This is a genomic window from Nocardia grenadensis (assembly GCF_050942415.1).
Lineage (GTDB): Bacteria > Actinomycetota > Actinomycetes > Mycobacteriales > Mycobacteriaceae > Nocardia > Nocardia grenadensis.
In genome coordinates this window covers 3,452,383-3,477,003 of sequence record NZ_CP192054.1, presented here as the reverse complement: position 1 = coordinate 3,477,003, position 24,621 = coordinate 3,452,383, and the positions used below count along the sequence as shown (strand labels likewise).

17 protein-coding genes and 1 pseudogene are annotated in these 24,621 nt (G+C 66.7%); 9 read left to right on the top strand and 9 right to left on the bottom strand.

The window, feature by feature from the left end:
* Positions 1-98: 98 nt before the first annotated feature.
* The gene (locus ACQPYS_RS15820; protein WP_433489993.1) at positions 99-782 is read right to left on the bottom strand and encodes a TetR/AcrR family transcriptional regulator; all 684 of its coding nucleotides are present in this window, start codon (positions 780-782) and stop codon (positions 99-101) included.
* Positions 783-1,198: 416 nt separating this feature from the next.
* Positions 1,199-2,536, bottom strand: coding sequence for a lipase family protein (locus tag ACQPYS_RS15815; RefSeq protein ID WP_433489992.1), 1,338 nt, complete (start codon positions 2,534-2,536; stop codon positions 1,199-1,201).
* 577 nt (positions 2,537-3,113) lie between these two features.
* Between ACQPYS_RS15815 and ACQPYS_RS15810 the strand changes: the two genes are divergently transcribed.
* Entirely contained in the window at positions 3,114-4,637 is a 1,524-nt protein-coding gene (locus ACQPYS_RS15810; protein ID WP_433489991.1) for an alpha/beta fold hydrolase, read from the top strand.
* A gap of 322 nt (positions 4,638-4,959) precedes the next feature.
* Here ACQPYS_RS15810 and ACQPYS_RS15805 read toward each other — a convergent pair whose 3' ends face one another.
* Positions 4,960-5,937 (bottom strand): ATP-binding protein, encoded by a 978-nt coding sequence (locus ACQPYS_RS15805; protein WP_433489990.1) that lies wholly within the window; start codon positions 5,935-5,937, stop codon positions 4,960-4,962.
* Positions 5,938-6,904: 967 nt separating this feature from the next.
* Between ACQPYS_RS15805 and ACQPYS_RS15800 the strand changes: the two genes are divergently transcribed.
* The 5 genes and pseudogenes from ACQPYS_RS15800 to ACQPYS_RS15780 all read left to right on the top strand — a co-directional run.
* Positions 6,905-8,029, top strand: coding sequence for a cytochrome P450 (locus tag ACQPYS_RS15800; protein ID WP_433489989.1), 1,125 nt, complete (start codon positions 6,905-6,907; stop codon positions 8,027-8,029).
* A 513-nt stretch (positions 8,030-8,542) separates the two neighbouring features.
* The gene (locus ACQPYS_RS15795) at positions 8,543-9,532 is read left to right on the top strand and encodes a radical SAM protein (RefSeq protein WP_063034689.1); all 990 of its coding nucleotides are present in this window, start codon (positions 8,543-8,545) and stop codon (positions 9,530-9,532) included.
* A gap of 18 nt (positions 9,533-9,550) precedes the next feature.
* Positions 9,551-10,777 carry a cytochrome P450 gene (locus tag ACQPYS_RS15790; RefSeq protein WP_433489988.1) on the top strand — a complete coding sequence of 409 codons (1,227 nt, stop codon included), beginning with the start codon at positions 9,551-9,553 and terminating at the stop codon, positions 10,775-10,777.
* 729 nt (positions 10,778-11,506) lie between these two features.
* Positions 11,507-12,364: an aldo/keto reductase gene (locus ACQPYS_RS15785; RefSeq protein ID WP_433493058.1), complete on the top strand. Its 858-nt coding sequence runs from the start codon at positions 11,507-11,509 to the stop codon at positions 12,362-12,364.
* Positions 12,365-12,454: 90 nt separating this feature from the next.
* Positions 12,455-12,688: pseudogene (locus ACQPYS_RS15780) on the top strand (hypothetical protein); the annotation flags it as partial.
* Positions 12,689-13,100: 412 nt separating this feature from the next.
* Here the strand turns inward: ACQPYS_RS15780 and ACQPYS_RS15775 are convergent.
* Positions 13,101-13,406 (bottom strand): hypothetical protein, encoded by a 306-nt coding sequence (locus ACQPYS_RS15775; protein WP_433493164.1) that lies wholly within the window; start codon positions 13,404-13,406, stop codon positions 13,101-13,103.
* A gap of 17 nt (positions 13,407-13,423) precedes the next feature.
* Here ACQPYS_RS15775 and ACQPYS_RS15770 point away from each other — a divergent pair, with 17 nt between their 5' ends.
* Entirely contained in the window at positions 13,424-14,401 is a 978-nt protein-coding gene (locus tag ACQPYS_RS15770) for a YdcF family protein (protein WP_433489987.1), read from the top strand.
* Positions 14,402-15,039: 638 nt separating this feature from the next.
* Here the strand turns inward: ACQPYS_RS15770 and ACQPYS_RS15765 are convergent.
* Together ACQPYS_RS15765 and ACQPYS_RS15760 are read right to left on the bottom strand one after the other, a co-directional pair.
* Entirely contained in the window at positions 15,040-15,504 is a 465-nt protein-coding gene (locus tag ACQPYS_RS15765) for a DUF6228 family protein (RefSeq protein WP_433489986.1), read from the bottom strand.
* Positions 15,505-15,773: 269 nt separating this feature from the next.
* Positions 15,774-17,417, bottom strand: coding sequence for a hypothetical protein (locus ACQPYS_RS15760; RefSeq protein ID WP_433489985.1), 1,644 nt, complete (start codon positions 17,415-17,417; stop codon positions 15,774-15,776).
* Between the two features lie 87 nt (positions 17,418-17,504).
* Here ACQPYS_RS15760 and ACQPYS_RS15755 point away from each other — a divergent pair, with 87 nt between their 5' ends.
* Positions 17,505-20,669 carry a hypothetical protein gene (locus tag ACQPYS_RS15755; protein WP_433489984.1) on the top strand — a complete coding sequence of 1,055 codons (3,165 nt, stop codon included), beginning with the start codon at positions 17,505-17,507 and terminating at the stop codon, positions 20,667-20,669.
* Positions 20,670-21,004: 335 nt separating this feature from the next.
* Here the strand turns inward: ACQPYS_RS15755 and ACQPYS_RS15750 are convergent, their stop codons facing one another.
* The gene (locus ACQPYS_RS15750) at positions 21,005-21,187 is read right to left on the bottom strand and encodes a hypothetical protein (protein ID WP_433489983.1); all 183 of its coding nucleotides are present in this window, start codon (positions 21,185-21,187) and stop codon (positions 21,005-21,007) included.
* Between the two features lie 268 nt (positions 21,188-21,455).
* Between ACQPYS_RS15750 and ACQPYS_RS15745 the strand changes: the two genes are divergently transcribed.
* Complete coding sequence (locus tag ACQPYS_RS15745) at positions 21,456-23,384, top strand: S9 family peptidase (protein ID WP_433489982.1); 1,929 nt, start codon at positions 21,456-21,458, stop codon at positions 23,382-23,384.
* A gap of 70 nt (positions 23,385-23,454) precedes the next feature.
* Here the strand turns inward: ACQPYS_RS15745 and ACQPYS_RS15740 are convergent, their stop codons facing one another.
* Both ACQPYS_RS15740 and ACQPYS_RS15735 read right to left on the bottom strand, forming a co-directional pair.
* The gene (locus tag ACQPYS_RS15740) at positions 23,455-23,934 is read right to left on the bottom strand and encodes a hypothetical protein (protein WP_433489981.1); all 480 of its coding nucleotides are present in this window, start codon (positions 23,932-23,934) and stop codon (positions 23,455-23,457) included.
* A gap of 29 nt (positions 23,935-23,963) precedes the next feature.
* Positions 23,964-24,440, bottom strand: coding sequence for a GreA/GreB family elongation factor (locus ACQPYS_RS15735; RefSeq protein WP_433489980.1), 477 nt, complete (start codon positions 24,438-24,440; stop codon positions 23,964-23,966).
* Positions 24,441-24,621: the final 181 nt, after the last annotated feature.

The following is a 24,621-nucleotide window of genomic DNA, read 5'->3' as shown; positions in this document are numbered from 1 at the left end:
GCAAGCGCTTGGCTATAGCCAAGCAATTGCTTGAGAGTGTGTCCTGCGCCACTGTTTCTGTCAACGGGTTTCCGCGAAAGAGGTCACGCGGACATGGGTTACGACTCGTCGACCAGGTGTTTCGTTAGGTTCTCCAGCCGGCGCTCGATGCGGTCGAGCCGATCGGTGATCGCCGCGGCGTCGCCCGCCGGGCCGTCGGTCGCGCGAATCTCCGGGGCGGCGCCGCCGTCGACGAACGCGGCCACCACGGTATCGGTCACCTCGTCACGCCGCTGTGCCAGATGTTCCCGGTGGTAGCGGATCGACCACCACACACCCTCGCGCAGCATCCGCGCGAACTCGACCGGGTCGAGTCCGGCGCGCAGTTCCCCGCAGGTACTGGCCCGGGTCGCGGCGTCGATCCAGAACGTATGCGCCTCCCGGACTGCGTGCGCGATCTCCTCGGGCGCGCCCGGTCCGTGATACGCCTTCTCGTTCTGGTAGATCTCGGTCGCGTAGGGATGCGCCTCGGCGATCTCGATCGAGGAGTAGACCAGGGCGCGTAGCTCCTCCCGCATCCCGGTCACGTGCGGGAGTACCGATCGGTAGCGGGTGTTCAGATCGGTCAGGAAATCGTCCAGGATCGCGAACGCGATCGCATCCTTGGACGGAAAATGATGGTAGAGGCTCCCGGACAACATCCCGACACCCTCGGCGATATCCCGGACGCTGGTCCCCGCTACTCCGCGCTCGACGAAAAGCCCGGCAGCGACGCGTTTGATCTGGTCTCGGCGGCTCACCACCCGCCCATGCTTACCGTCGATCGCGACACCTGTCGAGCGGCCGTGCGTACGAGGCGATGTCGTGTCCGCGAGCACCTCGGACGACGACGCCGCCGAACCGGCGATCCCGGTACCTCCTGTGGCGGCGCATCGCGGCCGAACCGGCGGGGTCTTCCTGACCGAGCACAACCGTACCGCCACGGTCGGGCAGATCGTGGGCGGACGCGAGGGCGGGCCCGGGTGGTGGAGTGCGGTGGAGATACGCCGTGCCCCCTGGACAATTACACGCTGAGCGACCTGGTGGACAAGCGCACCGTGGAACTGCTGCACATCCCGGTCGTCCCGGCACGCCGGCCGTGAATCCGGCCGGCGGTCGGCGGCGGGGCCGGAGCGGGTCGAAGCGGCTCGGCCCTCGGTGCCCGCGGCACCGCTCGTCCCTACTGCTCCGCACACCCAGGGGCCTGCGGGGTGCCGGCGAAGCGATCGGCGAGGAAGTTCATGCCGCCGAGTGCTTCACCCGCGGCTGCGCCGATATGCCCCGGGAACGGTGAGTGGGTCGCGGTGAGGGTGGCGCCGGCGGCGCAATAGGTATCGACGAGGGCGGTGTAGCCGGCGACGGGGATCTTCTCGTCGGAAACACTGTGGTATAGGTAGAGCGGGGCGTCGGGGGCGGTGCCGCCGAGTTCGTTGGGGACGGCCGCGGCGCGGAAAGCGGGAGTAGTCAGCAGGTTCGGGACCGCAGCGAGGTCATCGATGTGGACATCCGGGTATTTCTGGGCCAGATCGGCGCCGCAGGCGGACGTGTCCGCCGTGCGCAGTGCACTGCGCCCCTGGTCGTTCAGCAGGTCGGCCAGCCGGGAGTCGGGTTCGTTCCGTGCCAGCCCGAGCAGGATCAGTATCGCCCCCGCCTCGCCGTCGGCATGCTCTGCCATGGCCGGGATATCGGTCGGCACGCCGCCGGCGCTGACGCCGACGAAGCCCACGTCGGGTGCGTATTCCTGGCGTAACTGTGCCGCCCACAGCGTGGCGAAGGCGCCACTCGAATAGCCGAAGGCTCCGATCGGGCTCGCGGTGTCGATCCCGGCCGGAGCGAAGGACCGGGCGGCCCGGATTCCGTCCAGGACGCCGCGCCCGGATGTCACCCCGTCGAAGAGCCGCGACTGCGGCCCTTCGTAATCGCTGACCACCACGGCCCATCCGCGCCGCAGGGCGTCCGCGATGAACGGCGCATCCTGTGCGACGGCCGCCATATCGGTGCCGTTGCGTCCGCCGCGCAGGGTGAACGACGGCGCGCACCGGGTATCGAGACTGTTCTCGGGTACCTGGTACGACAACACCGGCCGCGGCCCGTCCCAGGGTACCGGCGGCACCAGCACCGTCGTCACGTCCAGCTGCGGAGCAGCATCCGAATCGGTGGTCCGATAACGCAATTGGTACGCGTCCACCGGCAACGGCAGGCCGAGCAGGGGGATCGTCCGCGATCCGAGCACCGTGCCGTTCGGATGTGACGCGAGGTCGGCCGGCGCGGCATAGAAAGGATCCTCGCCGGGCGGCGGTACCGCGGCGCGCGCGGCCGGTATCGACAATGCCGCCGGCAGCGCGACCGCGGCGAGTGCGAGGAGCGCGAGCCAGAACCGTCCGATCCGCCGCGCCGGTACCGGTGGCCGGCATACACCGGGCACGCAGTGGAACGGTAGGACGAATCCGCTGGTAGCCGGACGCGCGACCCGGCTCATGTTGTTCGGATAGGTCGACGGAGTCTGCTCGGATTTCATCATGCCTCCCGTGTCCGGGCGGCCAACCCGCAACCACTCCGGGCTCGCTGACCGGCCATGTCACATTTGGGCCAAGATCACGATAGCGTAACGACTGGCTGCACGATAGCATAACGATCGCGTACTCCGTTTCGGGCGGCCGAGGAGAGGTCCTGGTCGTCAGGGCGGAGGTCGGTGACGACACGGTCACCGAACGCAATGGCGGCATCCCGACCGAACCCCATCGGCCGGCTCGACCGGAGGGTTGCCGGCAACCGGTACGGCCACCCGCGTGGAGGCGAGCCCCGGCCGAGCAGACCCGGTACCGGCGCGCAGACGTACCTCGACACGCCAGGTCATCGTCCGGCGAGGTCCGCTACCGCACGAGACTGCGATCCCGGCACCACGCCGGCGTCGCAAAAACAGATTTCAGGGCCCTGACCGCGGTGAGCGTGGTGCGTCATGGATGACGACCCCGAAAGCCCCGGCGTCGCCGGGGCCGGCTTCAGCAAGACGACACCGACGCCTGCGCGAGACCCGAAACTGTCCGAGCGTCGGAAACAGGATGCGGACACAGATATCGTGGACAGGAGATCCGATGCCGATTCGATGGATTCGATGGCTGGTGCTGGGGGTCATCACGGCGGCCACATTCGCCACAGTGCCCATGGGGTCGGCGCGCGCCGACTCGGCCGATGACATCCCGGCCGGGCCGGGGTCGTTCTATCGCCAGCAGTTGGCCTGGGGGTCGTGTGACGACGCGGCCCTCGACGGTGCGGGCGCGCAGTGCGCGGGCGTCGCCGTGCCCCTCGACTACAGCCGGCCGGACTCCCGCACGCTGACCGTGGCGATCTCGCGTATCCCGGCCACCGACCCGGACCGCCGGCGCGGGATCATGCTGTCCAACCCGGGCGGTCCCGGCGGTCCGGGCCTGAGCATGATGGCCGGCCTACAGGAACGGCTCACGCCGGACGTGCGTGCCCAGTACGACCTGATCGGCATGGACCCCCGCGGTATCGGCCGATCGGATCCGGTGAACTGTGCACTGCCGCTGCCCACCATGTTGTTCTCCGCCGGTTTCGACGCCTTCGGCTTCGCACGTGATACCGCTCTGGCCGCCGCGCTCGCGGCCTCCTGTGTGGCACCCGATCCGGAGAAAGCCCGCCAGATCACCACCCGCAATACCGCCCGGGACATGGACATCATCCGCAGCGCATTCGGTGAAGGCAGGCTCAACTATTACGGCGGCTCCTACGGCACCTATCTCGGCGCGGTGTACGCGCAGATGTTCCCCCGGCGCACCGATCGGATGGTGCTCGACAGCGCCATGGACCCGGACCGCTACTGGATCGGCACGTACCAGGACATGGGTGCCGTCAACGAGGCCGGGCTCGACGACTGGGCGATCTGGGCGGCCGGCCGCGACGCCGACTACCACTTCGGCAGCAGCGGACCGCAGGTCCGCGCCTTCGTCGAGGATATGATCCGCGGCGCCGCCGCGCATCCGGTCATCGGCAACGGCTATCTCATCGATGAGCACACCGTGCCGATGATGCTGTTGGCGCTGTTGTCGAATCCGCACAAGAACGCCGACCTCGCCGCGGTCGTGCGGTTCGTGGCCGACGCGGTGTCCGGGCTCCCCGTCGACATGGAGCAGCTGAAAACGAAGATCAGCGGCGGCGTCCCGATGGACGCGTCGGGTATGGCCGCGGTCCTGTGCGGCGACCGGGCCGCACCCCGCGACCCGGCCTGGTATCAGCGCAATATCGAAAACGCCCGGGCGACCCAGCCGGTGTTCGGCGCATTCGCCAACAACATCACCGCGTGCGCGTTCTGGCCGGACCCGATCGAGGAACCCACCGCTGTGCACAATGCGGCGCCGGCCCTGATCGTGCAGGCGACCCGTGACACTCGCACTCCCTACCGGCAAGGCCTCGCTCTACACGAGGACCTGACCGCGTCGCGAATGGTCACGCTGGCGGATACCCGCGTGCACGGCGTCCTCCGCGCCGACCTGAGTCGCTGCGTGCACGACGTCGTCAACACCTACTTCGGTGACGGAACCCTTCCCGACGCCGACATCACCTGCCAGCCCGACCCCGGCTCTCTCCCTGATCACTAGGTATCACCACTTCTCGGTCCGGACCGGGTCACCGTCTTCCTCCCGCGGGGCCGCGGAACTGTCGTTATCGGAACGGATCGCGGCCGTCATCGGAATCGATATGGTGCCGCCGCGGTCCGCTGGACGGCGACCTGGTCATAGTCCACGCCTCGGATATCGCATCACGCCGACGATCGGTGCTGCCACGGCCTTCCGGCGTCGACTCCGCAACTGTCCGTCGATGGCGAAAATGCCCATCATCTGCGACCACCGAACCATGGACGTGGCGGCCACGAAAAGAAGGTGGTCACAGGCGAATCGGCGCCGTATCTGTCGGGTGGGGCTAGTGGGTGGCCAGCGCGGCGGATTGCCCGGAGCGTAGATCCGGACCCAGGACGAAATCGGGGTCGATCTGCGTGATCACATCCCGGCCCGCCCAGGCTTCGGCATTGCGGATATGGAATTGCACCGTGTGGTGGTGGTATGTCTTCCAGTCCCGGTCGACGGTGTCGAGCGCGGCCCGGATCTCGCCGAGAGCATTGCGGTTATCCGGTTCGAGGTCGGTGATCGGCCGAATATCGCCGCGTTCGGCGGCCCGGACGTGGGCGGAACGTCCTATCCAGCACAGCAGGTCGTTTCCGACCTGTTCGCGCAGGAACTCGAGGTCCTGCTCGTCGGAGATCTTGTTACCGATCACCGCGATGCGGATGCCGAAATCCTTGGCGTATTCCAGGTACTGGCGGTAGACGCCGACACTGCGCAGTGTCGGTTCGCACACCAGCGCGGTCAGGTCGAAACGCGTGAACAGACCCGATGCGAACGAGTCGGCGCCGGCGGTCATATCGACCACCACGTACTCGCCCGGAAGATCGACCATATGGTTGAGCAACATCTCGGCGGCGCCGACCTTGGAGTGGTAGCAGGCCACTCCCAGCTCCTCTTCGGAGAAGCGGCCGGTCACCATCAGCCGCGCGCCCTGGATTTCCCGTACACAGGCGGAGTAGATCGGGTTGTCCTCCACCACGCCGAGCAGCCGTGACCCGTTTCCCGGCGGAGTGGTTTTGAGCATCGCCTCGCCGGAGGGGATTCGCGGGTTGTCGCCGCGCAGATGGTCTTTGATCAAGGGCAGATGCTCGGCGAGGGTCGGCAGCGCCGCCGATTCCTCCTCGGTGGCGCCCAGCGCGGTCGCCAGGTGCTGGTTGATGTCGGCGTCGATTGCCAGTACCGGCACGGCCTGCGCGGCCAGCTGGCGAATGAACAGTGAGGACAGGGTCGTCTTGCCGCTGCCGCCCTTCCCGACGAAGGCGATCTTCACCGCCACACTTCCTTCCCGTAGGTAACGAAATTCATGTTCGATAATGGCGCCGGTAATGTATCGGACGCGTCGCGGGGTGCACACGGCGGCCGGTGCCCACTACGTTCGGAAGTGTGTTCGCAGTGTGGATTTCGCCGGCGACGTCGGTGGCCGGCCGAACACGGGGGAGCGCCGTCGAACGCACCCGTTGCCCAGATGAGCGTCGTCGTGAGTGTGCAGGCGTGCGGCATCCGGATTCCTTCGAGCGCAGCCGGAAACTCTGTGGCCCCGGCCGGGCGTTCGGAGCGGGACCGGCGTTCTGCGCGTCGGCTCGACCGGGGCGTGGACCGCGACAGAGTGCTGGTGCGCCGCGGCGACCGAGCGCGCCCCTGGTGAACCTCTGCCGGCACAACGCACCGGCGCCCGGTCGCTTCGCCCGGTTGTAAAGAAGGCCGCCGGCCCGGAATTCTCCTAAGTCGCGTATTTTGGCGGAAATGTGACATTTAAAAGCTGCTATAAACGGGTTTCGGCTTCGCGGAGCGAGGAGTAACTGCTCGAGGGGGTGGCCGGAAGGTATGGAATCGCCGGGATCGCGGGCGCGGATCACGGAACTGATTGCTGTCGAGCGAGATTGGGTCAACGACGCGGCGCATGGGCGCTGCCTGCGCCTTCGGGAGGCGTGGCGGTGCCGTCCGGCCTCTCCGGCCGGATGTCGGTGCGGCGGGGAGTGGCCGATCGCACCGGGCTCTCGCTTGCGGTGAATCTGCCGCACCAATACTGTTCCGACACAAGAGGTGTCCTATAAGGGACAATCTCTTGGATCTGTCGCTGTTTATCTCAATTGGAGTTCCCGGCATTGACCAAATCTCTACCGTCGTCCGAAATCGTTACCGCCCAATGCCCTTACTCCGTTCCGGACCCGGCCGGTGCGCCGCCACGCGTTGCTCTGTACACCGAGGAGTACGCTGCCGATCCGCATCGTGTATTCGCCGAGATGCGCGATCGCTACGGCACTCTCGCGCCGGTGGAGCTGGCCCCCGGCATCCCGGCCACCTTGGTACTCGGCTACCACACCGCAATCGACATCTTCAACGACCCCGATCATTTTCCGGCCGACGCGCGGTCGTGGGAGAAGACGGTTCCTGCCGACCACCCGCTCATGCCGATGATGGCATGGCGTCCCAATGTGATGCGTAGCACCGGGCGGGAACATGCCCGGTACCGGCAGGCGATCACCGCCGCTCTCGACGGGGTCGACCTGTTCTCCATGCATCAGAATGTCGAAGAGGTTGCCGCGCCACTGATCGACGGCTTCTGTATGGACGGTCGTGCCGAAGTGATCGGTCAGTACGCCTTCCCGCTGACCTTCCAGGTGCTCAATGCCATGCTCGGGTGCCCGGCGGATCTCGGGCAGCACATCGCCGCCGGGATGGCCGACATGTTCGAAGGCGGCGCCGCCGCCACCGACGCGGACGCCAGGATCAACGAAGCGCTTCTGGAGCTGGTCGCACTCAAACGCGCCGAACCCGGCCGTGACATCACCTCGCGCCTGGTGGGCCATTCGGCCGGGCTCGGTGATGCGGAGATGGTGCACCAACTGGCCGTACTCTATGGGGCGGGGATAGAGCCGCTGACCAATCTGACGGTCAACACCCTGCTTCTCATGATCACCGACCCGCGGTTCACCGGCATATCGTCACCGGGCACGGCCCCGACGACCCGGGAGGCGCTGAACGAGCTGCTGTACACCGATCCGCCGATGGCGAACTACTGCCTCAGCTACCCGAGGCAGCCGATGATGCGGGACGGAGTCTGGTTGCCCGCCGATCAGCCGGTCGTCATCAGCATGTCGGCGTGCAACAACGATCCGATGATCCACTCGGGCCAGTACACCGACAACAATGCGCATCTCGCATGGGGTGCCGGCCCGCATGCCTGCCCCGCCAAGTCGATCGCCTATATGGTGGCCCAGAACGCGATCGATCAGTTGCTCGATGCGCTTCCCGAAATGCGGCTCGCCTGCCCGATCGACGAACTGCGCTGGCGGCCGGGACCTTTCCATCGCGCACTCGCCGCCATGCCCGTGGAGTTTCCCCCCTCGCCCCCGCTCGGTCTGTGACGTCACCGCGGTGCAGCCCGTCCCGGCTGCACCGCGGTGATCCACGGTGTGGTATCTCGCTGCCGATGCATTGAGAATCTCAACATCGAATACCGCTGCGCCGTAATATATCCGGTCAGACCATAACGGATTACCAAGAGTGCCAGTGATAGCGTGGAACGATCACGCTGTATCAGGGTTTGTCCTAGAATCATTCGTAGCGCTAACGAGCCCAGAACCGTACGACCGCTCCGTATCCGCATTCTCGCCAACCATCTGCCGATCCACTGGACCATCAAGCGCACCGGCGGCGCATGTCGATTCTCGACATGCGTGGCTCGCCGGTGACATCCAGCAGCGCGCAAACCCATGCCGCATCGCCCCGAGGAGGATGTCGTGTCTCAGCCCGTTTTCCTGGACGTCAGGCCAAGCAAGGAACGCATTATAACCAGAGCATTCGAGATCGCGCAAGAGGATCCGGCACTGGCGGAGCGCTTGCTGCGCGTGAACGAAGTAGCCCGAGGTATTCGAACGGTGGAGGTCTGGGTTACCGACGCCTGTAATCTGCGGTGCAAGGGCTGCTGGTTCTTCGAACACGATATGGACAAGCAGAGCGTCGAGATCCGCGATCTGGACACCATTCGCGCCTTCGCCGAAGACCTGCGCGATGCCAAGAAGATCACCAGTACGCTGCTGATCGGCGGTGAGCCGGCGTTGGTCCTGGATCGGGTCCGCGTGTTCGCGGAGACGATCCGCAATGTCACCGTGGTGACGAACGGGACGCGGCCGATACCCTATGACGGGCTGGAGGATCTCGCGATCGCAGTATCCCTCTGGGGCGGTGGACCGGTGGACGATGAGTTGCGTGGTCACGGGCCCAACGGCCGGCGGATGAGCGGGTTGTTCGGCAAGGCACTGCGCACCTATGCCGGCGACCCACGGGCCACCTGGGTCTACACGCTCAGCGAGGCCGGGATGCCGTACCTCGAACGAACCGTCGAGGCCATCGCCGCCAACGGCAATCAGATCAACTTCGGCTACTACAGCGACAACGGCACCGATCCCACTGCGCGACTACGCAATGAAGAACGGGCGATCGAGGAAATGACCCGTATGCGCGAAACCTATCCCGATACCGTCATCGGGGATCCTTACTACTTCCGCACCTTGGTCACCGGCCGCACGCACTGGGGTACTTTCGGCGCGGAGACCTGCCCCAGTATCAGCAACGATCACCCGGCGCATGCCCGGCGCCTGACCGAGGGGCACCCGATCGTGGGCCGTTTCAACGCCTACCGGACCGATCACAGTGTGCAGTACTGCGCCACCACGGGAGACTGCGACAACTGCCGGGACAGTCAGGCCGTGTGGAGCTGGCTGCTGGTCAATATGCATCGTTTCCTGGGTGATCGCGATCAGCTGAACACCTGGGTGACATTGGCCGAGAACTTCTACCGCCAGTACTACTGGTCTGATTACCATCCCGCCCGGCAGGCGCCGGCCGAATCGGCGGTCGGTGCCTAGGGAAGGTGAGATCCGACCATGGCGACAATGTCATTGGAGAAGGCGCGGCTCTTCTCGGATGTTCTTCGTGGTGACCCCGGCGCCCGAATCCTCTGGGCCCGGCCGGGCGTCGACCGGCATCGGCAATACGAGAAGATCCGCGCCCGAGGTGCGTTGGCCACCAGCCGGCGCGGCCTGCTGTTCACCGCCTCCCACGGCTCGAGCCAGCAGGTGCTCACCGGCGGCGACTTCGGCCCGGCGCCCATCGGGGCGTCGGCCCGCCGCCGCAACGCGGCGGGCGATGTCACGCTGGTACATCCGGTCGACGACTCCTTCCTGAAGCTGGAACCGCCGCGGCACACGGAGCTGCGCTCCCTGGTCGCTCCCACGTTCCACCGGCGCGAACTGGCCGACCTCGGGCCCCGGATCGAAAAGATCGTCGGGCGTTGCCTGGACGAGCTGCCGCACGGCCGGGCCACCGATCTGATCAGCAACTATGCCGAAGCCGTTCCCATGGCGATGATCTCGCATCTCCTCGGGCTGCCGGATACCGAGGCCCCGCGCTTCGCCGCCTGGGGGAACGTGCTCGCCTCATTGCTGGACGGCGCCAGAACAGCGGAGGAACGGCAGCGCTCCCGTGCCCTCGTCGGTGAGATGACAGCGTACTTCCGGGAGAGCCTGAGCCACGCCGACCCGGAGGGGCCGGGGCTCCTCGCCGGTTTGGCGCAGCACTGCCCGGCCCGGCTGAGCCTGCGTGAGGCCATCGCGACGTGCAGCATGCTGCTGGTCGGCGGCTTCGGCACCACCACGCATCTGCTCGGAAACACCCTGTACACGCTGCTGCGGCAGCCGCACCTGCGCCCGACCGACGGCGATTACGGGGCGGTGATCGAAGAGTCCCTCCGCTACGACACCCCCGTCCAGTACGTCGTCCGCGTCGCCAAGACCGATACCCGGCTCGCCGGTCGGTCCATCACCGCGGGAACGCCGATCGTGGTGCTGTTGGCCGCGGCGAATCGTGATCCGGAAATCTTCAGCGATCCACACGTATTCGATCCCCTACGCCGGGAACCTCATCGTCACCTCACCTTCGGTGCGGGAATCCACTTCTGTCTCGGCGCCGCGCTGGCCCGTGCGGAAGCGGCTGTCGCTGTCCAACGCTTCTTCGAACGGTATCCGAACGCGCACGTCGCAGGGAAGGTGGCGCCGCTGCGTTCCCGCGCGCTCCACGGGTTGTGCCGGCTGCCGGTCATGCTCGAGGCGTGAGGCGCGGAGTCCTCTGCGCCGTGTCGGCCCGCCGGAGCGGGCGCCGTCGCGGCGTTCGCGGCCCCGCCTCGGCCGCTGGACTTCCGGCGCGACACCGGTATGAACAGCGAACGTGGCCGCGGCCGTCCGGTCGGTGGTACCGAGGGCACCGGCTGCCGCGCGGCGGTCCGGGGCCATATCGGTGACGGCCGGGGGCGGTCCGACCGTCGGTCCCGTCCTGCCGGTCACGGGGTTGTGCCCAGCGGCCTGATCGCCGGGAAGGTTCAATTGCCGGCCGGAATAGCCGCCGAGGCGAGCACGTGCTCGGCCGTGATCTCGGCGGCCGCGTAGCCGATCGGCCGCTGTGCAGGCGCGACAGCAGCACCGACAGCACGCCGGCCTCGTAGCCACCACGGCGCCAGCGCCCGCCACGACGACGCTCACCCGCTGAGGCGGGGTACCGGACCAGCCGATCAGCACTGACCTCCCTCGTCCAATGCAGTTCCTGATCAGCAGAGGGTCGGGAGATACCTGCCGCCTCCTCGCGACGAATCCGGGCCCGGTGCGTGGCCGGCGCCGGAAGCTGGTGCGGGTCACCTGCCAGGATATGGGCAATCCACCTGGTGGGACGTCAGCGAAACGGGTTCGAGTGTACGGGCCGCACTCCCCGCGGACACGCCATTGCCGTGCAGGACGCCAAGTGCCGGCGACCGTGCTACACCAGGGAAAACACACAAAAGGAGCGCGCGAATCATGATCCTGAGCGAGGCGTACACACTGTCGAACGGAGTGCGCATCCCGAAGCTGGGCTTGGGCACCTGGTTCATCGATGACGACAAGGCCGCCGACGCGGTGACCGAGGCCGTCGCGATCGGCTATCGCTATATCGACACCGCGCAGGCCTACGGGAACGAGCGCGGGGTAGGTGAAGGAATCCGGGCGAGTGGGGTCCAGCGTGCTGAATTGTTCGTGTCCACCAAAGTGGCGGCCGAGATCAAGAACCACGGTGACGCGGCCACCGCGATCGACGGCTCGCTGGCCGCCCTGGGGCTGGACCACATCGATCTGATGCTGATCCACAGCCCGCAACCCTGGGCCGACTTCCGGGGCGGGGACTACGCCGAAGGCAACCGCGAGACCTGGCGTGCGCTGGAGCAGGCCTACGCGGCGGGCAAGCTCCGCTCGATCGGCGTCTCCAACTTCGAGCAGCGCGACCTCGACAACATCCTGTCGGCGTGTACTGTCGCACCGCAAGTGAACCAGCTGCTCGTCCATGCGGGCAACACCCCGGCCGAGCTCATTGCGCACTGCGAAAGCAAGGATGTTCTCGTGCAGGCGTATTCGCCCATCGCGCACGGCGCGATCCTGAAGAACCCGGAGGTCCGGGCGATGGCCGACCGGTACGGGGTCAGTGTTCCGCAGCTCTGTATCCGCTACACGCTGCAACTGGGGACGGTGTCGCTGCCGAAGACCGGCAACCCCGACCATATGCGCAGCAACGCCCAGGTCGATTTCGTGATCACCGACGACGATATGGACGTGCTGCGAAATATGCGAGCCCAGGACTACGGCGAGCACAGCGTATTCCCGGTGTACAGCGGCAGGTGATGCCGCCGTTCCCGAGGAACTCGTCGGGTCGGCCGGAGTCATTCCAGGGCTACGCGCAAGCGGTCCGAGCACTTATCGGGTGCGCGGTCGATGCCGAGTTCGGGCAGGCACCTGGTCACGACCGGCACGCCGGACGGGCGGACCCATTATGCGGAGACACGGCAAAGCTGGAGCGAAGAGCAGACCCGTATCCCACCGGAAGTTGCGCCTGCGGAGGTCGAATGGGTTCTGCCCGCGGAGCGGTTGCACACCGCCGGCATCACCACAGTTGTCCTGGCCGGGCTGGCGAAAACCTCCGGGGTCGAGTCGACCGCACGCAGCGCATACGACCTGGGCTTCGACGTAATAGTGGTTGCCGATGCGGTCGGACCCCGACCCCGCCGGACACGAAAGGTCGCTGACCCGGGTTTTCCCCGTACTCGGCAGAACCGCCACCATCGGGGAAGCTCTCGCCCTGATCACCTGACCGATCTCGCGGTTCGGCACCGCTCCGCCCGCGTATCCGGAGTCGTGGCGGCCGGTACGGACCTCCTCGGCACCTGGGTGTCCTGGTCGGAGGTCGGCGGCCGATACGAGTCCAGCAGAAGGCCCGGCGTATCTCCCTCATCGAGTTACGCCGGGCGTCCCGGTGGTTCGTCGTGGGCTCGGGTCGAGTCGGCGGCTCTCGTGCGGCGAGGCAGGCCTTTGTGGACCGAGAGGCCGGGCCGCCGCTACCACCGATGTGCGAATCCGAGGGTCACGTGGTTTCGAGTACGTCGGTGCTGTCGCTGGTTCCCGCTTGTTTCGTCGGGGTGCGGGCGGCCACGACCCGGGCGAGTTGCATGATCGCCACGGCGGCGATCAGCGTGGGGATGATGGTGAGGACGAAGATGGTGACCGGCGCGAGTCCGATTCCGATGAAGAGCCCGCCCAGGGTGGGTAAGGCCGTGCCAGAAAACCGATCCAGAAGGTGGCGAAGGACAGCAGTACGCCTAAAGAAGGCCGGTACTAGCCTCGAAAGGCTGACAGCGGACTCATGGTTCCGCGCGTCGTTTCGGATCATGAGTTTCAAGAGGACGGATGAGTGGCCTGGATCTGCCGGGTGCGACCAGCCCGGCGGGGATTGCTCTGGACGCTGCCGGTCGGGTTGCACGCGCGTTGACCACCGGTATCTCGGACGCGGTCGGCAAACAGCGAGGACTGATCAGCGAGACCCGGGCCTCGGCCGGCATGTTCCTTCGTGCGGAACGTGATGCTGCGATACCGATCGATACGTCCGCCCGAGCGTTGATCAGGAACGATCAGGTCTACGGCGGGCGCCGGGAAGACGCCTACACCGCATGGTTCGAGGAGCTCCGCGAGCGCGGTGTGGACACAGACCGGGCGATGTCGGACCTGGGAAAACTGTGGGATTATCTGCGCTACGACCCGAAATGGGGGATCGATCCAGCACGGAACTACGGCGGAATCATCTTCTTCGGCAGCAAAGACATCGGCGGCGCCTCGGTGATCGCGAACCTGGTCCGCGACCGCGGGTTCGGCGATGTCCCTGTCGTGTTCTCCGGAAGCAACGGCGAAGCAGCCAAATTCCGGCTGGCCGCAGAGAAGATGAAACTCGACCCCCGGCAGATCATCGAGGAACCCAAAGCCGCCAACACGGGTCAGAACGCTGCCTTCTCGGTCCAGATGCTCGCCGACCACGGCCGCGATATCTCCTCGCTCATCGGCGTGTGTACCCCGTTCCACGCACGCCGGGTATGGGCCACGATCATGCAACAGGGCATTGCCGACGTGAACGGCAAGCGTGTTTCGGTCGATCATGTCGCCATGTCCACCCCGGACGTCTCCCTGGAGAACTACATGAAGTACGGCAACCGGCCCGATGCCGATACAGCACCGCATCCGAAATCGATCGTCGCGGTCACCATGGGAGAGATCAAACGCCTCGACGAGTACCCCGCCGAAGGCCACATCGTCGGGCAAGACATCCCCGGCGAGGTCCGCGACGCCTACAACCGACTCAGTGAGACCTTCCGGCCCGCCGAACGCCGATACTGACCACCGCCTTGCGGCCAAGCGAACTGCTCCCTCCCTTGCCGCTTCCGGCCCGTGTTCATAAAAAGGCTATTCATAGACGGTTGAAGGACAGAAAGCATCGATGAACAGCGATGATTGCCCGTCCTAGTGTCCATGAATGCATCAATTTTTGAACAGCGAGGAAGTGTCCGCCGGCGGATGCCAACGCTTACCTCACCCCGCCCGCCGGCGCCGGGTCTCTCGGCGCGGATCTCGACTGCCACACCGGCCGCGCGGAGCCGCCGGGCGAAGACTTCCATTTCGACCCTCGTCCCCCGGAGTCCGAACCGACCGAGTTCCCGCGCCTCCGACAGAGACAGCGGCCGTGTCGCGCGTAGGGCCTTCATCGTCACCGACGCCGGTGGGTTTCGACCTTCCCTGAGACCGAGCGCGGTCCAGCCGTTGCTGTCGAGCAGGGCCCGGCGCATCTCCACCGCCACCGGTGCAGCGCCACCCTCATGCCACATGCAGCCGCATACCCGGCAGCCGGCTTCGATGTCCCACCGGCGATCCGCGCCGACGAGCGCCTCGGTCACTGTCGCCGCGATCGGGGACCGGCAATCCAAGCGTGAGACAGGGCAGGGCGCTGATTCGGAAACGATGTCGGTCACTGCGGATACTCACATCGCGGCATCGAGAAAGGCACGGACATCTGCGGCCAAGGTGCGCATCGACTCCCCCGCGGCGTGGGCGGTCGTGGTCTCGAACAGCCACATCCGGGCTGGTTCGAGACCGGGCAGACCGTGGCGGACCAGCCCCCACCGTAAGTGGACGTGGCCGCGATGCTCGGCCGACAGGGTGAGTCCGCGGTCGATGGCGCGCCAAGTGCGCGTACCGTCCCAGCCCGAGAACCCCTCGGCGAGATCGTCGAGGAACTCCACAAGGCCATCACCATCCAGGATGCGCACCGCCGCTTCGATGCGTACCGAATCACCGCAGGCCCTCACCAAGAATTCGGTTACATACTCGTCGCCGTAAGGCTCCCGGGGACAACGAAGTTCGAGCCGGACCTCGTCAGCCTGCCGAAAATCCGTATCCGAGCGGACCATCAGTACGCACTCGCCGGACTCATCGAGGTCGATCACCCCGCGACCTTACCCATGACGGCCGCGATCCACCGACCGCCGATCCGGACACACAGCGCAGGCCAAGCCGGTGAGCACAGTCTGGTCCCTCCCTATTCAGCGATGTCCATAGAAGGGTCAAACCTGAACAGTTCCGCACCATAATCATCGCTGACCAGCGATGATTACTGGTCTCCGTGTGTAGGAATGCATCGATTTGTGGACAGGTGGCGCGAAGGTGAAGTTGAGTCGCAGTTCGGTCGGATGTACAGGTGCTCGGTTATAGCGCTTCAGCTCTGCAATCGACTTCGACTCCGACCGGCGTCGGCCGGGCGCAGATCGGCGCTGGAAACGAGCAGTTCGAAAAGAACTTTCGTGGCGGGTGCTGCCCGGTCCGGTGCCAGCACTACTCCGGTGAATGCCTCGGACAGCGCCGCAGCCGGGTCCAGTTGCGATCCTCGAAAACTCCGGCCGGGGAGCTGATCGCGCCAGCGCCGGTAGCCGGTGACCGTTCGACGCAACGAATACCGCTCGTATGGGTCCACCCCGGAGAGGTACGCGGCGATCAGGGCACGCTGCGCATTCCTGCGCGCACGCAAGTCACCGGTTGAGTCCAGCAGTGCACCCAGTTCTCGCGCGATCAGCGAATACAACGGCCGCTCGGCGCATCCGGCAGCGAGTAGCCCGGCATGCTCCGCGGCGGTGATCGTCTGTCGAAGAGTCGCCGGCTCGGTCGCCGCTTGCAGGGACAGGGTGATTCGCGGGCAATCCGGATACCCGTCGAATTCGACCGGACCGGTGCCGGCCAGTTCGCCGAAACCTATGGCGGACAGTCTGATCACGGGGTACCGGGTCATCAATTCGTCGACCGCGGAAGCGACTTCGATCAGCACTTCGCCGGAAATACCCGGTGCGGCGAACCCGAACGCTCGCACGCCGTGGCGTTCAGCGAGTTCCATGGTCAAGCGGTCGGCCAGTGATTCGGCCGGTTCCTGGACGTCCGCTCGCGCAGGCCGGGCGGTTCGGCCCGGCCGCGGTGGCGTCGGTGGGGTGGGTAGCCGGGGTGGGGGCTCCGAGACGGCCGGGGCGCTGACCGGCATTCGCGTGCCGGTCGTAGTCGACCACGGCGACGATTTTCCCCGGCCGGCGGAAGCAGTTGTGGAGGTGCTGGAATCGGCAGGCACGATGGCGGTCCGGTGGCCACCTCTGGCGCCCGAGTCACCACGGCCGACGCCTGTGGCCTCCAGTTTCGGCCGAGTTGTTCGCCCGGTCCGCTGCGTCCGGTCCAGCGGCGCGGGCTGGGCCGGGGCACCGTGCGAATGATTCTCCGGATACCGGGCGCCGGCCGAAGCGGCGTCAACCGAACCGCCGGATGCACGACCCGCAGCCGAGCCGTCGAGCGCCGCACCGGCATCCGCGTGTCCGTGCAGCCGATCGGCCGACGATCCGGTGGGGGTGTGTTCCCCGGCCCGATGCGCCGGTTGGGGAAGCGGATCGACCCCCGCCGGATACTCGGCCGGGTGTTGAGATCCGGTCACGGTCGACGGGCCGGTGACCAGTGCGGTCGGGTTCGACTTGCGGACGATGGCCGGTTGCCCGGTCTCGCGAATGTCCGGCACCGCACCGGCCCGCGCGATATCGCGTGCCGAGGCCAGGTCACCCCCTTCGAAAACAGCGGTCACCGCGCGCAGCTCGTCTCCGCGCCGATTCAGAGCGCGGACCAGGTCGTCCAGGTCCCTCAGTGCTTGCTGTTCGTCCGGACAGTATGTCTCGGCAAAAGCTCGACCTGTATCGTCGGTGCCCCACGGAACGCCTGTGAGGTGCACGGCTTCGCGGAGGCGTTGCATGATCTCCGAGGCCGCGGCACCGATCCGATCGTATTCCGGTGCGACGGCATGCAGCTTGTCCGGCTCGGCCCAGAATTGGTCGGCCATAGCGTCAATCCAGCAACTTCAGCAGCGAATCATTCATTGCTCCAAGGTATTTCGTCTCTGCACTGTTCCCATCGCTGAGGACCAGCAGTGCCGGTCCGACGGTTAACTGATACGCCAGCACATCGCAGGGCGACACGAACAGGAACCACGGTGGTTTACACAGCCGAGCTGTTGTCGGAAGTACCTGGCACGTTGATGGATCTGGTGATCGGGGAACTGCCGGAACTCAACGACGAGATGACACGCACTCGCGGCGACGCGGCGATCCGGGCGGGTGAGGAACTAGAGGTAATCGCCGCACAGTGCGATTCCTGCGCACAGCGCACGGCCGGCGCCATCACCGGCGAAACCGGCAAGGTCTTCGACGAGAGCGACCGCGGCATGGTCGAATGCGTGCGTGCGCAGGCCGCTGTCCTGAAAGACCTCGGCTACCAGTGCCACGCCGCCGCCGATGCCGCGGCGCAGACCCGCCACCTGATCATTGTCACGGCTATAGCACTGGGCGCGCAGCTGGCGTGGGACGCCCTGCTCTTCTTCCAGGGGGGCGGATACAAGGCTCTGGCCGACCGGGCTGCCGCCGAGCAGACCATGCGCGCGGCGGTGGCGCAGCTGGTGCGGACGACGGCCGAGCAGGGCGCTGCGGCGGCGGCTCGGCGGGCGGCCTTCCGGGAAGCCGCGCAACAGGCCGGCAAAGCCGCTGGAATCGGCGGGCTCTTCGGCGGCGCCACCGGCGTGGCCGCGCAGATATGGGATATCGCGAGCGGGGTCCGCGAACAATTCGATACGCGAGCACTGGTGGAACTGACCGCCGCTAGTGCTCTCGGTGGGGTGGCCGGCGCCGCAGTGGGGCGCCGGTTGGCACCGGGGCTGTTGAAGCGGCTGAGTCGCGCTGCCGATGCCGGAGTCTTCTCCCGCCTCGCCGCTCATCTGGGCGGCACGTTGCTGCTCGGCAGCGCAGGAGGGCTGGCCGGCGGTGCAGCGAGCACGATTCCGTCACTGATCATTCATCGTGACGAATACAGCTCTTTGGGCGAGATGTTCGCTGTGGTGCGCGACAATGCCATCGGTGGCTTCGCCGGCGGATTCGTGGAGGCCGCCGGCGCCGCCGTCCGGGTACACAAGACCGGTCGCGACGCACTGCGCGGATTCGATACCGGGTCAGGTCCCGATAGCCCGATCCGCGTTCCCGATCTTTCGGAACGGCCGCCGATCCTCGGGCCCGAGCCGACTCCTCGGTTGCCGGAGAGCGCGCCCCGGTCTCGGACGGAACTGGAGGGTCCGGCCATCTCGGCCGACGCCGAGGCCCGGAGCAGGCCGCCGGTCCAGGAGGCGGACAGCACACACGACGATTCCGATACCACGACCCGACGCCCCTCTGATTCCGGCTTGCCGAGGGCCACCGGCGAATCCGGATCGATCCGAACCGCCGACGATTTCCAGACCCCGCAGAGTCGTTCCGATACTACCGTTCCCGGCGATGCTCCAGCGCGATCCGCCCCCGACACGGATTCGACCGATGCTCCGGTGATCAGCCATGATTCCGCGGAACCAACTACTCCGGATACTTCCGCACCCCGTCCCCCGGGGGGCCGCCCCGACACCGTATTCCGGCCTCCAAGTGCCGAGACGCCTACCCGGACGCCGTGGACCGGCGACCGTTATGTGCCCGCCGGGCCACGACCGGCCGATATCACCCCATCGCCGTGGAACCGGCACGGCGACCCCGCTTCCACGAACCCGAATCCACCGAAGCAGCCCCCGGAAGGCGCCTCGGCCGTCTCGGCGACACCGGACACCGCTCCGCCGGCGCCCCGGGATGCCGGACTCCATCGGCCCGAGGCCGAGATCGGTCGCGCCGGTCATCGGATCGATACGTCCGGCGCACCGGAATCGGCCCGGTACGACGACCCCGGCCTCGATACCTCCGACAGACGAGCCGATCCTACCGACGAAGAACACGTCGATAAGCGCACCGGCAAGGAGCGCAGCGACGACGACCCTGCCGAGGATCCCGACATCGCAGTAGACGGCCTCGAGGACAGCGGACCGCAGGAGTGGCGCCCCTCGGCGGAGATCCGGCGAGAGATCGTCTCCCGTGTCCGCGCGCTCCAGAAAGAGGGAATGGAGGAGGTACTCGCCGATCCGGCGCGAGCGCGCGAAGTGATCGAACGCCTGGGACAGCGATTCGTCGATGAAGACATCGCGCTCATCAACCAGGCCCGCGTGGAAATGCCGCTGTCCCAGCTGTTTCCACCAGAGCAGATCGCCTATATGCGGTACTCGATCGAACGCTCGATCGCTTCCGGCTGCGTTCAGTTCAAGATCGGCGAATCGGCTCTGAGCCTGATGCTGCGTCATCCGGAGCAGGTCCGGGAGTCGCTTACGGCGTCGTACGAGACCAAGCCACCGGCTTATGCAGCCAGCTGGCTGGACGACAACTACGTCATGCATGCGCAGGACGGGTATCCACGATCGGGCGGACAGCACGCGTTCCTCCAGGCAGCGGTCCATTACCTGAACGCCGGCTGGGGAGCGCTCGATCCGGTGTGGCGCGATATCGCCGCCATCAAGGATGAACGATCAGCCGATCGTAACCCCCTCCTCGATGCCATCCCTCCGGAGCAGCGGGCGGAACTGGATCTGCCCGCCCACTTCGTCGATGACGGCGTGCCGGCCGCTGCCCCCATCGATAAATCGGTGCTGAGCGCGGCGACCAATATGACCAGCGTGCAGCAGGTGATGCGAGGCTTCCTGGACAGCCTCGGCGAGCATGCGGAACGGATCTCGGGAACTGCATGGGCCGATATTCAGCACGCCGTGATCCAGTCCCCACAGAAGCTCAGTGTTATGGCTGGTGTCACCTTCACCACGCTCGGCGAATTCACCGAGCCGCGCCGGGCACCGAGATTCGATATCAAGTTCGACGACGAGACGGGACACATCAACTCGATCACCGTCACGGGCGAGGCCAAGAATGCCCGGGCCAATAGCCGGCCTGGTTTCTGTCCTGGCTTCCAATCACTGAGACCGAGCGGGATCCAGGAGACGTCCACTGCCCGGCAGATGGAATCCGTGCAGGAGGTACTGGACGGTGCGCCGAATCGAAGTGTTTCCGGATCCAACACGTTGATGCAGTTCGGGTCCGTTCTGCTGCCGCTACTCGCTCGTGACTACCCGGAGTTGCGGCTCACCGGTCCCACGATCATCGATCGGTTGATCGAACAACGCGGGCAGAACCCGAGGGACACATAGCTGCGAGTACGACGAACCCGATAAGAACCGATTCCGCGCGACGGCCGAATGCGCTGCCCGGTTTTCCCGACCGGATCGCGCCGCGTGCGACCGGTACAGGCATCAGCGCACGGACCGGCCAGCAATGACAGACCGGGCCATCCCGTGCCCTGCCCCGGCGCACGCACCGCTCTCCATCGCGACAAGCAGCGGTTGGCCTCGACTGGGACCTTTGGGCCGAGCAGGCCACACCACTCGGACTTGCATCCACCCTCCGTGTCGAAACGACCCGGCCGGTCAACTGCGCCGGCCTCGCCGAGCAGGTCGAGCGGGCAGCCGGCCCACCATGGTGACAACTAGCGGCGGAGGTAGTAACCCCGATCCTCGCCGAGCGTGCACTTCCGGCACGGCCTATTCGACAAGAGGTGGCGCGGGCCGATGTTGGTCCGCGCCACCTTCTTGTCGGTGGTCATCGCGTACTCGTCGTCGAGCTGACCGCGGCTCGGGTGCCGCACTGTCACGCCATCGAAAAAGGGCACTGAAAGCTCTTTCCACCAGCGTGAATTCAATTACGCGCGCCGCTGCGGAATATGTAGCGCGCGTCACCGTGAACTCGTCGAACGCACTTTCCCGGACGAGGCCGGGCGGGCCGTTTTTCGGATTCGGCGTTCGCCGTGCCCGCATCCCGGCGATTTCGCCCGGATCCGCTGAACCGGCACCGGGCGGGTAGGTCCGGACGGCCGGCTTGAGTGTGCCGTAGCGGCACAGTGTCAGATTGCTGTGACAGCCAACGAGTAGGAGCAGTCCATGACCGTGTCCGAACGCTCGACCGACCCGCGGCCGGCGCAGATCGATGTAGCGACCTTCTTCGCCGATCCCGACTTCGCACACCCGTCGATTTCGCCCGACGGCACCCGTATCGCCTACCTCGCCCCCCACCGCGGGCGGCTCAATATCTGGATTCGCGGTGTCGATCAGAGCCACGAGGACGCCGTCCCGGTCACCCACGATGCTCGCCGCGGCATCACCACGTACTACTGGACCGACAGCCCCCGGTGGCTGCTCTACCTCCAGGACACCGACGGCAACGAGGACTGGCACCTCCACCGCGTCGACCTCGAGGACCCGCGGTCACCGGCGGTCGACCTCACCCCGCTGGAGCCCGGGTCGCGGGTGGCGGGAGCGGAGCCGCTCGCGTCGGTACCGGGCAGCGTGCTGGTCACGATGAACCGCCGCCCGCTGTTCTTCGATATGTTCCGGATCGATGTCGCCACCGGGGAGACCGTCCTGCACCGGGAACAGGACGATCCGACGGCCGGGATCCTGTTCGACCGTCATGGCGAGCCGGTCTTCCGCACCGCGATCGCCGCGGACGGACTGCTCGAGATCTCCGCGATGGACCCGGGCGGGCAGACACGGCTGCTGCGTCGCCTCGGCGGTGCCGAGCATCCCATGGGCGTCCAACCCCAAGTGGTCACCGCCGACGGCAAGGGTCTGCTCGTCGGATCCTTCCAAGACGGCGACGACCTGCGGCTGGTCCGGATCGACCACGAAACCGGCGCGGAGACCGTCGTCGCCGCGGTCGACGGACACGACCTCGATATCAGCGGGATGATGCTGCCCGGGGTGCTACCGCCGCCGGTACATACCCACCGGGCCACGGGTGAGATCCTCGCGGCCCGCTTCGTCGGTGACCGCCCGCATATCGAGGTCCTCGCTCCCCACTTCGCCGAGGTCTACGCGGAGCTGCGGAAACTCTCCGACGGTGTGCTGGGCACCCTGTCCTCCGACGAGACCGGCATGCGCTGGATCGCCACGTTCGTCCACGACCGCGATCCCGGAGTCGCGTGGTTCTACGACCATGCCACCGGGGCGGCCCGGTTGCTGTTCCGGTCCTACCCGGACCGGGACCCGGCCGCCGCGGCGCCTATGGAACCTGTCGGGTTCCCCGCCCGCGACGGCCTGCCCCTGCACGCCTACCTCACCCTGCCGGTCGGCGTAGAGCCGCGGAATCTACCGCTGGTGCTGCTGGTGCACGGCGGGCCCTGGTACCACGACTCGTGGGGCTACAGCGACGAGGCGCAGTTCCTGGCCAATCGGGGCTACGCCGTGCTACAGGTCAACTTCCGTGGTTCGCTCGGTTACGGGCGCCGGCACGTGACGGCCGCGATCGGTGAGTTCGCGCGGGCGATGCACGACGACCTGCTCGACGCCGTCGACTGGGCCGTCACCGCGGGCTACGCCGACCCCGACCGCGTCGGCATCTACGGCGGCTCCTACGGCGGATACGCCGCACTCGTCGGAATCACCGTCACCCCGGACCGTTTCGCCGCCGCGGTCGACTATGTCGGCATCTCCGATCTCGCGAACTTCCTCCGCACTCTGCCGCCGTTCACTCGGGCCTACAACGTGAACAACTGGTACCGCTACGTCGGCGATCCCGAAATCCCCGAGCAGGAGGCCGATATGCGGACCCGGTCGCCGATCACCATGGCCGACCGGATCACCACCCCACTGCTCGTCGCCCAGGGCGCCAACGACGTCCGCGTCGTGCAGGCCGAATCCGATAATATCGTCGCCTCGCTGCGCGCACGCGGCGTCCCGGTCGAGTATCTCGTCGCCGACGACGAGGGACACGGCTTCGCCAACCCCGAGAACCGGATCCGGCTCTACCAGGCCATCGAAAGGCACTTCGCCGAGCACCTGGGCGGCCGCCGAGGCATCTCCCGGGCGTGATGGGTGCCCGGAACGACAGGCCTCGTAGGCCGGTACGCGGGTTCGTGGGCATGCCGCCACGGAATGTGCGCTATCGGCCGTCGTTGTTCCGCATCGGCGTCATCGGGTGGGCGTCGGGCACCAGGATCGTCGTGTGCCATCGGGCGTCCTCCCACATCTGTTCCGGGAGAACCGAATCCGGTGGGTGGTCGAGCGGTGTGGCCAGGGCGATCACCAGCGTGGTTCGTTCGACCCGGCGGCGTCGGGCCCGGCTCATCGGACCCGAGACCTCCAGTACTCCCGGGCCGGGACCCAGCGTGACGGGAATATCCACCCGCAGCGGCTCCGGTCTCCAGGTCGTGGGATCGGCGCCGCGCCGGGCGAGGTAGGTACGCGGAGCGTCCTCGGTGCCGAACGAGAGCCCGGACAGTGCGCGGTCGGCACGGGGGAGGCCGAAGAGTTCCCAGAACCCCGCGGACAGCCAGGACCGGATCGGCAGTGCGATCGTCCGGTCGTCCCGGACGATCGCCGGGGAATCGATATGGACAAGGGTTACCCCACTCGTGCGCACCTGCATCCTCGCACTCGATCGAACGGCCCTCATACTGGGTGAGAAGCGCTCACCACAGTGTGCCCGTAGGGGACGGCCTCGAGCAGGGTGACCCGGAATTCGGTGCCGTTGGGTACACGGTAGGTGCGCTGTTCGCCGCGCCGGGCTCCGGTGAGCGCGGCTCCGAGGGGGGAGTCGGGGGAGTAGACCTCCAGCTCGTCGTGATCGCCGGCGCGGCTGCCGAGCAGGAAGGTTTCGGTTTCGGCGGTATCGTCGTAGCGGACGGTGAGTACCATCCCGGGTTCGGCGATGCCGTCGTCCGGTGGGTCCTGCCCGAATACTGCGTTGTTCAGCAGGTCCCGGATATGCGCGATACGGGCCGAGCGCTGATGCCGAGCGGTGATCCGGTCTTCCGGGTCGGCGTTCTCGGCCTGTCCGGCGGCATCGGCGGCGAGCAGGTCGGCCAGTTCGGACCGGAGTTGTTCGTGGGCGTGCGGTGTCAGCCATACAGGCGAGCTACTGGTCATATCCGTCCTACAGGATTTGATCGGGAAGGAGTTCTGCCGTCGGGGCCGGGGAGGAGAGGCCGCCCCGACGGCAGAACTCCGTGGAGCCGGGTACGCATGACACCGGCTCCACGGATGGGGAGATAGCCGAGGATTCAGCCGGGTATCGAGTGCTGCACCCGATACCGTGCTGCTCGTTCGG

What these genes read in the sequence shown, in the direction of transcription:
- ACQPYS_RS15815 (WP_433489992.1), bottom strand. Translation starts at nt 2,536, where the DNA reads ATGAAATCCGAGCAGACTCCGTCGACCTATCCGAACAACATGAGCCGG.
- ACQPYS_RS15810 (WP_433489991.1), top strand. Translation starts at nt 3,114, where the DNA reads ATGCCGATTCGATGGATTCGATGGCTGGTGCTGGGGGTCATCACGGCG.
- ACQPYS_RS15800 (WP_433489989.1), top strand. Translation starts at nt 6,905, where the DNA reads ATGCGCGATCGCTACGGCACTCTCGCGCCGGTGGAGCTGGCCCCCGGC.
- ACQPYS_RS15790 (WP_433489988.1), top strand. Translation starts at nt 9,551, where the DNA reads ATGGCGACAATGTCATTGGAGAAGGCGCGGCTCTTCTCGGATGTTCTT.
- ACQPYS_RS15775 (WP_433493164.1), bottom strand. Translation starts at nt 13,406, where the DNA reads ATGATCCGAAACGACGCGCGGAACCATGAGTCCGCTGTCAGCCTTTCG.
- ACQPYS_RS15770 (WP_433489987.1), top strand. Translation starts at nt 13,424, where the DNA reads ATGAGTGGCCTGGATCTGCCGGGTGCGACCAGCCCGGCGGGGATTGCT.
- ACQPYS_RS15760 (WP_433489985.1), bottom strand. Translation starts at nt 17,417, where the DNA reads ATGGCCGACCAATTCTGGGCCGAGCCGGACAAGCTGCATGCCGTCGCA.
- ACQPYS_RS15745 (WP_433489982.1), top strand. Translation starts at nt 21,456, where the DNA reads ATGACCGTGTCCGAACGCTCGACCGACCCGCGGCCGGCGCAGATCGAT.
- ACQPYS_RS15735 (WP_433489980.1), bottom strand. Translation starts at nt 24,440, where the DNA reads ATGACCAGTAGCTCGCCTGTATGGCTGACACCGCACGCCCACGAACAA.